Below are 10,904 nucleotides of genomic sequence, written 5' to 3'. Positions count from 1 at the left end.
GGGGTCAGATCAAAAAGTGGTGGTTTTTTATTGGGAAAATTAGCTGTTGCAGCTTTCACAAGCAGCAGTAAACATCCACACTAATTTTTCTTGCTCTTTGATGTAGTCGCTCATTTGTGAAGCGGTGCCTTCATCATCCGCATCAGCGGCTAACGCCAAAATTTCACGTTGCTGTTTTAACAAGGTTTTGAAACCGCTTAATGTGCCACTCAAACAGTCTTGCGCCGCACTTACGCCTGTATGTTCTTCAATTAAAGACTTAGTTAAATACTCACTGAACGCATTGCTTGGGGTGTAGCCTAAAGTCAAAATACGCTCTGCAATTTCATCAACTTTCACCACTAAATCATCATAAATTTCTTCAAATTTTGCGTGTAATTCAAAGAAGTTTACCCCTTTAATGTTCCAGTGATAACCGCGCACGTTCATATAAAATACCTGATAAGTCGCAAGTAAGTTATTGAGTTCTTGTGCTAATTTTTCTGAAGTGGCTTTGTTTAAACCGATATTTGTTGCCATAATATGTTCTCCTCTGTTTTGTTGGGAACATAATAGAGATTAATTTCTTACAGATAAAATGGATATAAATGATAGATTTGATAGTTTAAAACTATACATAATTAACATTTCAATAGCTTTAAACTTTCAACCAATTTAAAATTACTACCTTACCATATTCCGAAATATAAGATTCTGGATGAAATTGAACACCGTAAATTGATAAATTTCGATGCTGAACTGCCATAATAACGCCCTCATCATCAATTGCGGTAATTTCTAATTCTGATGGGAAATTCTCTGCAGAAATTGCCCACGAATGATAAAGTCCTATTTTAAATTTATCCGGCAAATCGCTAAATAATAAAGAATTGGGTTTTGTTATTCTGATTTGTTTCGCCTGCCCGTGTCGCACCTGCGGCAAATTATACAAGGTTGCGCCAAAAAACTGGCACAAGGTTTGATGCCCAAGGCAAACACCCAAAATTGATTTGCGATGCTGATAGCGTTCCAGCATCGCAAACAGTTGTGGATAAGCATTCGGCACATCAGGACCGGGGGAAATCAAAATATGGCTGAAATTGTCCACTTCATCAAGGTTTAGCTGTTCCACATTCACCACAGAAAACGGCCCGTCAAATTGACGAATTAAATCCACTAAATTATAGGTAAAAGAATCGTGATTATTGATAATTAATAAATTTGTGTTCATCTCAGGGATTCACTACAATGACCAAAATGTTTGTTATCTTACTTGATTCATCGCCCTTATGCCATTTAATCACTTTGTGCAACAAGCCAACCGTTTAGGTACGCAACGCACGCCCTTTTTCTTTTTGATTGATTTTGAACAGCAAAAGCCTATCATTTGCCCTCTTACACAATGTGCAGAGCAAGGCATTTGGTTTGAATTTGCCAGCCAAAATAATCTTGCAACGGCACAAAAAGCTCCCCCTAAACAGCCCTTTAAGCTAGAAAAATTTCCCATTGATTTCGCCACTTATCAGCAAAGTTTTGAAATTGTGCAACAGGCGTTACAGCAAGGAAATTCCTATTTGCTTAATCTCACTTACGCCACGCCAATTGCAATAAATTACGATCTCAATACGCTGTTTTATGCCACACAAGCGAAATATAAACTCTTGTTTAAAAACGAGTTTGTCTGTTTTTCCCCAGAGCCTTTCGTGATAATCGCGCATAACCAAATTTTCACTTACCCAATGAAAGGCACAATTAACGCCAACTTGCCTGATGCAGAAAATCAATTACTCAATTGCGAAAAAGAGCAACGGGAACATTACACCATTGTGGATTTAATGCGCAATGATCTGGCTATCGTAGGACAGAATGTGCAAGTGAAGCGTTTTCGTTATTTAGAAAAGATTTTCACCGAACGTGGTGCGATCTGGCAGACAAGTTCTGAAATTTGCGCCGATCTTAAGGAAAACTGGCAAGCCAACATCGGCACAATGCTCAGCCAGCTTTTACCCGCAGGCTCAATCAGCGGTGCGCCGAAAGAAAAAACCGTTGCCACCATTCAACAAGCGGAATTAGCACCTCGGGGTTATTACACTGGCGTGTTTGGTATTTTTAACGGCGAAAGCCTAGAAAGTGCGGTGGCCATTCGCTTTATTTCTCAGCAAAACGGAAGCTATGCTTTCCACAGTGGCGGCGGCATCACCATTCAAAGCCGAGCGGAGCAAGAATACCAAGAATTGTTAGAGAAAATTTATGTCCCACTTAAATTTCAGCAAGGAACAAAATAATGGATTTTCCCCTATTTGAAACCCTGTGCATTGAAAATGGGCAAGTGCAAAATCTTGCCCTGCACCAACAGCGTTATGAAAACAGCCTGCGTGAATTTTATGCAGGGCAACCTTATAACATTTTTTCCCTCGCAAAAATACTGCAAAAAAACACCGCTCTTTGGGCAAATCTTCAAAGCCCGATTATCCGTTGCCGTATCGACTACAACGCTACACAATATCACCTGCAATGTTTTCCCTATCAACGTAAAAACTACCAACGCTTCCAGCCTGTGATTTGTGATGACATTGACTACCATCTGAAATACAGCGACCGTGCCATTTTCAAAGAATTGCTAAAACAAAAAGGCGATTGCGATGAAATCATTATCGTAAAACAAGGCAAAATCACCGATTGCACCATCGGCAATCTCATACTGCGCCAAGGCTCACAATGGTTTACCCCAGACAGTCCACTATTAATTGGCACCCAACGCACAAAACTATTACAAGAAAATAAAATTATTGAGATAAAAATCTCAATATCAGACTTGCCTCTATATGAAGAAATACGATTAATAAATGCGCTAAATCCACTATAAATCAAATTTTGATACAAACAACATAACATCTAAACCAGTTCTTATTTTTCATACTGTTATATATTTATTATCCGTTAGCTTTAATGTATTTAAATATTATTTTTCAAAAATAAGATCTCAATCACACTTTTTTAAAAGAAATAAATTGAAAATAACATTATTAACATTAGTATAACAATAGAAATCCCACTTATTTAGCGAGGTTATTTTATGCAATTATTTTTGAGCATTTTTCCTATTGTTCTTCTGATCTATTTAATGGTAAAACGCAATGCATTACCTTCTTACGTGGCTCTTCCTTGGATAGCTGTTGTTGTTTTAATCATACAGTTTATTTTCTTTGGAACAGATATTTCTACAGTAAGTGCAAATATTGCATCAGCATTGATTGCAGTTCAAACACCAATTACTGTGATTTTTGGTGCGATTTTATTCAACCATTTTTCTGAAGTTTCAGGTGTTACTAATACATTGCGCAAATGGTTGGCGAATATTAATCCAAATCCTGTAGCACAAATTATGATTATTGGTTGGGCTTTCGCTTTTATGATTGAAGGTGCAAGTGGTTTTGGTACGCCGGCTGCTATTGCTGCCCCAATTCTTGCCGGATTAGGATTTGCTCCCTTAAAAGTTGCGATGCTCACTCTTGTAATGAATTCCGTTCCAGTTTCTTTCGGTGCAGTGGGAACACCAACTTGGTTCGGATTCGGTCCGTTAAATTTAACAGACACACAGATCCTAGAGATCGGTTCAATGACTGCAATTATTCACTCTGTTGCAGCATTAATTATCCCTTTAATGGCATTACGTTTAATCGTTGACTGGAAAGAAATCCGTCAAAATATTTTATTTATCTACATCAGCATTCTAGCTTGTGTCATTCCTTACTTTCTATTAGCACAAGTTAACTACGAATTTCCATCTTTAGTTGGTGGTGCAATCGGTTTGTTAATTTCAATTTTAATTGCTAATAAAGGCATTGGTTTAGCAAAAGCTGAAAACACTTTGGATGATAAAGCAGTCAGCTATAACCAAGTAATTAAGGCTCTATTGCCTACCGGTCTTCTTATTACCATTCTTATCATTACACGCTTACAGCAATTACCATTCAAAGCAATGATGAACGATGCAACTACTTGGTTTGGAATCCAATTAGGCTCACTTGGTTTGTTTGAAGTCAGCCACGGATTGATTTTCAGCTTAAAAAATATCTTCGGTACATCTGTTTCAGCAAGCTATAAGTTACTTTATGTTCCAGCATTAATTCCATTTGTGGTAACCGTGTTAATTTCTATTCCACTGTTTGCACTTTCTGCATCTAAAACCAAAGATATTTTTATGAGCAGCCTCAAACAGACTCGTAATCCATTCTTAGCATTGGTTGGCGCATTAATTATGGTTAATTTAATGTTAGTCGGTGGTGATAATTCAATGGTGAAAATTATTGGTAAGAGTTTCGCTGCTGCAACCGGAGAATATTGGACACTATTCGCCTCCTATTTAGGTGCAGTTGGTGCTTTCTTCTCAGGTTCAAATACAGTATCCAACCTCACTTTTGGTAGTGTTCAACTTTCTACAGCGGAATTGACCGGATTATCAGCGACACTTGTGCTTGCCTTACAATCTGTTGGTGGTGCAATGGGTAATATGGTTTGTATCAACAATATCGTTGCCGTATGTTCTGTGTTGAATATTACAAATAAAGAAGGAACAATTATTAAGAAAACTGTTGTTCCAATGATAGTGTACGGTATTATTGCAGCACTTGTTGCCACATTATTACTCAGTTAGCAAGACACGTTAATTACTTATTTTTAATCTCAACCGGCATTTTGTCGGTTGAGTCTGTCTTTAAATTGGAGTGCTTATGAAAGTTAATTTTTATGTAACTTGTATTGGTGATGCAGTAAAAGCAAATGTTGCCAAACAAAGTGTCTTATTATTAGAAAAACTCGGTTGTGAAATTCTCTTCTTAGAAAAACAAGGATGTTGTGGACAACCTGCAACTAATGGAGGTTTTATTAAAGATGCCATTCCCGGAATGAAAAATCTAATTGAAACCTTTGAAGTTAATGATTTTCCTATTATCGCTCCTGCCGGTTCTTGTGTTTATTCCATCAAAAATTATCCTGAATATCTTAAGGATGAACCAAAATGGGCAGAACGTGCGAAAAAAGTGGCTGATCGTTTTTATGACTTAACTGATTTTATTGTAAATCAACTGGGCATTACCAATGTTGGTGCCAAATTGCTTGGCAAAGCTGTTTATCACCCTTCTTGTAGCTTATTCCATAAACTTAACATCAAAGAAGAACCGCTAAAATTATTAGCAAATGTTGAAGGTCTTGAACTCCTTCCTATAAAAAATCAAACTACTTGCTGTGGCTTTGGTGGCACATTCTCTGTAAAGATGTCGCAAATATCGGGCGAAATGGTTAAAGAAAAAGCAAAACATATTCAAGAAGTAGAGCCAGATTATTTAATCGGTGCTGATGTAAGTTGCTTAATTAATATTGGCGGTCGTTTAAAACGCGAAGGCAGCTCAATAAAAGTACTACATATCGCTGAAGTATTAATGTCCAAATAGGAGCAAACAAATGACTATTCAGACAACAAATTTAGCTTTCAAAAAACACGTTGAAGAAGAATTAAATAATGAGATTATGCGTCAGGCTGTGGTTATGGCTCAGGAGCGTATTGGCGCTAATCGGCAAAAAATGGTCGATGATCTTGGACATTGGGAAGAATGGCGTGAACAAGCAAAAGAGATTAGAAATCACGTTTTAGAAAATCTAGATGCCTATCTTTATCAATTATCAGAAAAAGTAACTGCTAATGGTGGACACGTTTATTTTGCGCAAACGGCAGAAGAGGCTAATCACTATATTCAACAGCTTGCGTTGCAAAACAATGTGAAAAAAGTTGTTAAATCTAAATCAATGGTAACAGAAGAAATTGGCTTAAATCACGTTTTAGAAGCGGATGGTATTAAAGTGATTGAAAGCGATCTAGGTGAATATATTTTACAACTGGCTGGTGATAAACCCTCCCATATTGTAGTACCTGCCATTCACCGTGATAGATATCAAATTCGAGATATTCTAAAAGAAAAATTAGGCTATCAAGGCGATGCTACCCCTGAAGATATGACACTTTTTATCCGTGAAAAAATCCGTCACGATTTCTTAAGCGCAGATATGGGAATTAGTGGTTGTAATTTTGCTATTCCGGAAACCGGCAGCCTCTGCTTAGTTACCAATGAAGGGAATTTAAGAATGGTTACTACTGTTCCTAAAATTCACGTTGCCGTGATGGGAATGGAACGTATTGCACCGACTTTCCAAGAGGCGGAAATTCTAATTACAATGCTGGCTCGCAGTGCCGTTGGCGCCAAACTTACCAGTTACAACACTTGGCTTACAGGTCCTCGTCTTGCAGGTGAAACAGATGGTCCTGAGCAATTCCACCTTGTCATTTTAGATAATGGACGCTCAAAAGCATTAGGTTCAGAATTTAATGATGTTTTACGCTGTATCCGTTGTGGTGCTTGTTTAAATACTTGCCCCGTTTATCGCCAAATTGGCGGTCACAGTTATGGTTCTGTTTATCCCGGCCCTATCGGTTCAGTTCTCTCACCGCTTCTCGGTAATTATCAAGAATTCCACGATTTACCTTATGCTTGTTCACTTTGTACCGCTTGTAATCAGGTTTGTCCGGTAAAAATTCCATTAGCAAATCTGTTATTAAAACATCGTACGCATATTGCAGAACAAGGTTTAAATCCAACCGCAGAAAAAATCTCAGTTAAAGCCTTTACCTTTACCAATAGCCACCCTACATTATGGAAAGTCGGTATGAATATTGGTGCAAAAGTAATGAAAGCAACGATTAAAAATGGCAAAGCACCTTTAAATATTGGTGTCATCGGAGAGTGGACAAATACTCGAGATTTACCAGATGCCGATGGCGAAAGTTTCCGTAGCTGGTTCAAAAATAGAAATAATGGATAAGGAGTCTCTATGTTAGATCAACAAAATCGTTCACAATTTTTGTCCCAATTGGCAAAGCAGTTAGGGCGACCTCTTCGTACTGAAGTTGTTGGCACTTATCCTAAAGTTAATGATTATCCAGAAACCCGTTTTACCGATCTTTCTGAAAAAGAGCGTTATCAAGCATTTATCAATACTGCCAAAGATATGTTAGTAGATGTAGTATTATCTACAGCAAAAGAAGCACACACTGACATTATCAAAATTTGTGAAAAATATAACGGTGGTAATATTGTATTGAATAATGACGAACGTCTAAAACAATATCAGATCACTCAAGCAGTACAACAACAATACAATACCCATATTTGGGCTGAATCAAGTAACGAAAACCTTGAATTTAGCAAAAACGCAAATATTGGAATTGTGTTTGCAGAATATGGGCTAATTGAATCAGGCGGAATTGTACTTTATTCTTCACCGAATAATGGTCGTTCTGTTAGTTTATTACCTCCAATTTCTGTCGTTGTATTAAAACGTTCCACTATCCAACCACGCATTACTCAAATCGCAAAAGTGCTACATCAAAAAGCGGAGCAAGGCGAACGTATGCCATCTTGCATAAATATTATTTCCGGCCCCAGTGCAACGGCAGATATTGAATTAGTGAAAGTGGTTGGTGTTCACGGTCCAATAAAAGTAGTTTATTTATTGATTGATGATGTAGAAAAATAAATCCATTTCAAAAAGGCAGATTAACCAATCTGCCTCTCCAAAGGTGATATTACTCGTGGCAATGTGGTTTAGCAAAAGTACAAATGCAATGTTTTTTGGCAGCAATGATATAAAATCTTAAGAAGATAAAGGTAGCCTTGGTGTTATGAGCTGTATTGTATATTCTATTGGAAATAAAGGGCTTCATAACTTCCGATTCAAGTAATCAGATGATAAAGATAAGTGAAAAACAACATTGAGCTAATACTCCTGTTTTTTCTCAATTTTTCCTTTTTGAGTAGAGCCAATAATAAAAAACAAACCTACGATGAAATCATAGGTTTGTCAGCAATCTGAAGTTTATCAAATGATATACCTGATTTTATGTAAAAAATTGATTATAATCTATGAAATTTGGCTAAGATCATTAATGATAATGTCGTAATAACAATTGAGATCACAGCATACATATAAACACCATCCCACTGCCAAACATTTTTAATCATGACTACCGGAACTCCCGCCAATGCTGCCCCAACATAACTAAATAGACCTCTAAAACCCGTAACAGAACCCGCAGCATCTTTGTGCGTTACATCCAAACAGCCTACAGCAAATAACATATGTGGACCATATAATGCAAATCCCATAATAGCAAATAATCCAGCAGTCAAAACATAAGAACTATCTTGAACTACAGGAACCAAAATAATAGATGCACATAACATCAATGCAAACATCAAACCTGTCATCCAACGATTACTTCGAAATAAAAAATCTGATAAGTAACCTGCAATTAACCCACCAGCTAATCCACCAGCTTCAAACCAAGTAATAATTGAGTTAGCTTTCACTAAATCCCATCCCTGCACTTGAACATAATAAATTTGAGGCCAATCATTTAAAATTGTACGTGCAATATAAACACAGAGATCTCCAACTATAATGACCCAAACAAGCGGATTTTTTAAAATATATTTAAAGAAAATTTCCCAAAAGCCTAAATGAGATGGACTCGCTTTCACCTGAGCCATTTCAGAAGCATCATTCCGCCACTCTCCAACAGGGGGTAGGCCTTCTGAACCAGGGCGATCCTTAATAAATATTAAAGCCAAAATCCCCATAACAATTGAAATTACACCTGGTACATAGAAACCCATTTTCCAACTTCCACTTAACATTATTGCGTAACTAGTTAATAGTGGGGCTAAGCTACCACCGATATTATGAGCAGCTTCAACAATGGCCCACCAACGCCCACGTTCATTTTTTGAGAACCAAGAAGCCATAATTTTAGCCATCGGAGGAAAACTTGTTCCTTGCAGAATAGCATTCAATGCATACAAAATATAAAAAGCAGTGATACTGTCAGAAAAACCAAATAAGAGATTAATAACACCAATGCCGATCAGTGCAGGGCCAGTCATTGCTCTTGGATTTACTTTATCAACAACCATTCCTCCAACAAATTTCATTGAACCATAAAGAATGTAAAATAATGTTGACATCACTGCAAAATGCTCTGCCGTTAAAGCAGTTTGCTCAAGCATCATTGGTGCAGCTGCCGCAAAATTTTTTCGTGTTAAATAAAACACTGCATAAGAAAGAAAAACTGCGGTTACAATTTCTATTCTAAATTTACGATATACTCGATTAACTTCATTGGGACTTCTTGTAACTGGTATATCAGGCTGATTAAATAACCATTTTTTAATATTCATAAAAAATTCCTTATTTTGCTATTTGAAATAGAAGACCTTTGAATAACAACAAGATATTCAGCTCGTAAATAAAGAAAAAGTGAGAATAGCTACTGATTACTTCCCTTTCTCTATTCAATCAAATCATACTATAAATATTTTAGTCGTTGATACAACTGTTTAAATTTTTCATATTTGCTTCTATATTGCTGAAATTTTTGGTGATTCGGTAAATAACGAGCCTCCAGTTCAAGCGGGGGACAGAATGTAGCAACATCTTGTTCCGGATGCAATGCCATTTGTGCTAATTTAGCTGCACCAAGTGCTGGGCCGATATCGCCACCAACACGATACTCAAAGGTCATTCCACTAATATCGGCAAGCAGTTGTCGCCAAAAATGGCTTTTCGCACCGCCTCCAATCAACATAATATTATCTGCTTTAATACCGCTTTCGTGTAAAACCTCAATACCCTCCGTTAAGGCAAAACTCACCCCTTCCACTACTGCTCTTGCCATTTCTGCTTGTGTGGTATCGTGATGCAATCCCCAAAAAACGCCACTAGCATAAGGATCATTATGTGGTGTTCTCTCTCCGGAAAGATAAGGTAAAAATAAAACCTGTTTACTGCTTTCCGCCCGTTCTGCCAAAGCGAAAAATTCAGCAATATCATTGATACCTAATGCTTTATTCGCCCAATCAATACAGGAAGCAGCACTTAACAGCACTGACATTAAATGCCAACGATTCGGTAAGGCGTGACAAAAACTATGTACCGCTTTTGCCGGATTACTTAAAAAGCTGTCGGTAACAACAAAATAAACACCGGATGTACCTAATGACAACATCGCTTGTCCCGATTTATGTAGACCTACACCAATCGCTCCAGCTGCATTATCGCCACCGCCGGCAACAACCGGTACTGATTGCATATTCCATTGTTGTGCCAATTCAGGCAATAGATAACCACTAATTTCATTACCCTCTTGCAATTTAGGCATCTGTTGTTCGCTAAGATGACACGCCGATAATAAAGCCTCACTCCATTTACGCGCCCCGACATCCAACCACATTGTGCCTGCCACATCAGACATATCACTCACATATTCACCAGTAAGTAAAAGACGTAAATAATCTTTTGGTAACAATACTTTAGCAATCTTATTGAAAACTTCCGATTCGTTTTTTTCAATCCATTTTAATTTAGGTGCAGTAAATCCCGGCATCATCAAATTTCCAGTGATTTGGCGGGAATTCGGTACGGCTTGTTCTAATTCCTGACACTCAACAAAACTTCGTCCGTCATTCCATAAAATAGCCGGATATAATACTTGATCATTCTGATCCAACATTACTGCGCCGTGCATTTGTCCGGTTAATCCGATAGCCTTGATAACAGAAAGATCTTGCTGTTGTGATAATTGTGTTAAACACTGTTGCAACGCCTGCCACCAATCTTCCGGATCCTGTTCTGACCATAGTGGCTGACGGCGAGTTACAGTTAATGCGGCTGAAGTGGTCGCAATAATTTGTTGATGTTCATTCAGTAATACTACTTTGATACCAGATGTCCCTAAATCAATGCCGAGATACATAATCGCCCCCTAATACCGTTTTTATTTAACTAAAAAAATTAAGGGTACGATAAAAAGTACC

10 protein-coding genes are annotated in these 10,904 nt (G+C 37.6%); 6 read left to right on the top strand and 4 right to left on the bottom strand.

Going from position 1 to position 10,904, the window contains the following annotated elements; all coding sequences use genetic code 11:
* Positions 1-39 precede the first annotated feature (39 nt).
* Together QV04_RS05210 and QV04_RS05205 are read right to left on the bottom strand one after the other, a co-directional pair.
* On the bottom strand, positions 40-519 hold the full coding sequence (locus tag QV04_RS05210; protein ID WP_013745376.1) for a Dps family protein: 480 nt from the start codon (positions 517-519) through the stop codon (positions 40-42).
* Between the two features lie 118 nt (positions 520-637).
* A complete protein-coding gene (locus QV04_RS05205) occupies positions 638-1,210 on the bottom strand; it encodes an anthranilate synthase component II (RefSeq protein WP_065231228.1) in 573 nt (190 codons plus the stop codon).
* 58 nt (positions 1,211-1,268) lie between these two features.
* Here QV04_RS05205 and QV04_RS05200 point away from each other — a divergent pair, with 58 nt between their 5' ends.
* The 6 genes from QV04_RS05200 (at position 1,269) to QV04_RS05175 (ending at position 7,569) form a co-directional block, all read left to right on the top strand.
* Entirely contained in the window at positions 1,269-2,264 is a 996-nt protein-coding gene (locus tag QV04_RS05200) for an aminodeoxychorismate synthase component I (protein WP_065231227.1), read from the top strand.
* Positions 2,264-2,845 carry an aminotransferase class IV family protein gene (locus tag QV04_RS05195; protein ID WP_065233273.1) on the top strand — a complete coding sequence of 194 codons (582 nt, stop codon included), beginning with the start codon at positions 2,264-2,266 and terminating at the stop codon, positions 2,843-2,845. Before QV04_RS05200 ends, QV04_RS05195 begins: the two co-directional genes overlap by 1 nt.
* Positions 2,846-3,055: 210 nt before the next feature.
* Positions 3,056-4,636 (top strand): lactate permease LctP family transporter, encoded by a 1,581-nt coding sequence (locus QV04_RS05190; protein WP_065233272.1) that lies wholly within the window; start codon positions 3,056-3,058, stop codon positions 4,634-4,636.
* Between the two features lie 76 nt (positions 4,637-4,712).
* On the top strand, positions 4,713-5,432 hold the full coding sequence (locus QV04_RS05185; RefSeq protein ID WP_065233271.1) for a (Fe-S)-binding protein: 720 nt from the start codon (positions 4,713-4,715) through the stop codon (positions 5,430-5,432).
* Between the two features lie 10 nt (positions 5,433-5,442).
* Positions 5,443-6,855, top strand: coding sequence for a LutB/LldF family L-lactate oxidation iron-sulfur protein (locus tag QV04_RS05180; protein ID WP_039173774.1), 1,413 nt, complete (start codon positions 5,443-5,445; stop codon positions 6,853-6,855).
* 9 nt (positions 6,856-6,864) lie between these two features.
* The gene (locus QV04_RS05175; protein ID WP_039136135.1) at positions 6,865-7,569 is read left to right on the top strand and encodes a LutC/YkgG family protein; all 705 of its coding nucleotides are present in this window, start codon (positions 6,865-6,867) and stop codon (positions 7,567-7,569) included.
* 377 nt (positions 7,570-7,946) lie between these two features.
* On the opposite strand, the gene QV04_RS05170 is transcribed toward QV04_RS05175, so the two are convergent.
* Both QV04_RS05170 and xylB read right to left on the bottom strand, forming a co-directional pair.
* Positions 7,947-9,269 carry an MFS transporter gene (locus QV04_RS05170; protein WP_039141796.1) on the bottom strand — a complete coding sequence of 441 codons (1,323 nt, stop codon included), beginning with the start codon at positions 9,267-9,269 and terminating at the stop codon, positions 7,947-7,949.
* Between the two features lie 128 nt (positions 9,270-9,397).
* Positions 9,398-10,843 (bottom strand): xylulokinase, encoded by a 1,446-nt coding sequence (gene xylB / locus QV04_RS05165; protein WP_065233270.1) that lies wholly within the window; start codon positions 10,841-10,843, stop codon positions 9,398-9,400.
* Between the last annotated feature and the right edge of the window lie 61 nt (positions 10,844-10,904).

The sequence above is a fragment of the Gallibacterium genomosp. 1 genome (assembly GCF_001678575.1).
In the GTDB taxonomy this organism is placed as follows: domain Bacteria; phylum Pseudomonadota; class Gammaproteobacteria; order Enterobacterales; family Pasteurellaceae; genus Gallibacterium.
The sequence above is the reverse complement of the archived record's forward strand: the minus strand, read 5'-3'. Positions and strand labels throughout refer to the sequence as shown.

Bases quoted from the DNA above. Each gene is read 5' to 3' on its own strand.
- QV04_RS05210 (WP_013745376.1), bottom strand. From the start codon at position 519: ATGGCAACAAATATCGGTTTAAACAAAGCCACTTCAGAAAAATTAGCA.
- QV04_RS05205 (WP_065231228.1), bottom strand. From the start codon at position 1,210: ATGAACACAAATTTATTAATTATCAATAATCACGATTCTTTTACCTAT.
- QV04_RS05200 (WP_065231227.1), top strand. From the start codon at position 1,269: ATGCCATTTAATCACTTTGTGCAACAAGCCAACCGTTTAGGTACGCAA.
- QV04_RS05195 (WP_065233273.1), top strand. From the start codon at position 2,264: ATGGATTTTCCCCTATTTGAAACCCTGTGCATTGAAAATGGGCAAGTG.
- QV04_RS05190 (WP_065233272.1), top strand. From the start codon at position 3,056: ATGCAATTATTTTTGAGCATTTTTCCTATTGTTCTTCTGATCTATTTA.
- QV04_RS05185 (WP_065233271.1), top strand. From the start codon at position 4,713: ATGAAAGTTAATTTTTATGTAACTTGTATTGGTGATGCAGTAAAAGCA.
- QV04_RS05180 (WP_039173774.1), top strand. From the start codon at position 5,443: ATGACTATTCAGACAACAAATTTAGCTTTCAAAAAACACGTTGAAGAA.
- QV04_RS05175 (WP_039136135.1), top strand. From the start codon at position 6,865: ATGTTAGATCAACAAAATCGTTCACAATTTTTGTCCCAATTGGCAAAG.
- QV04_RS05170 (WP_039141796.1), bottom strand. From the start codon at position 9,269: ATGAATATTAAAAAATGGTTATTTAATCAGCCTGATATACCAGTTACA.
- xylB (WP_065233270.1), bottom strand. From the start codon at position 10,843: ATGTATCTCGGCATTGATTTAGGGACATCTGGTATCAAAGTAGTATTA.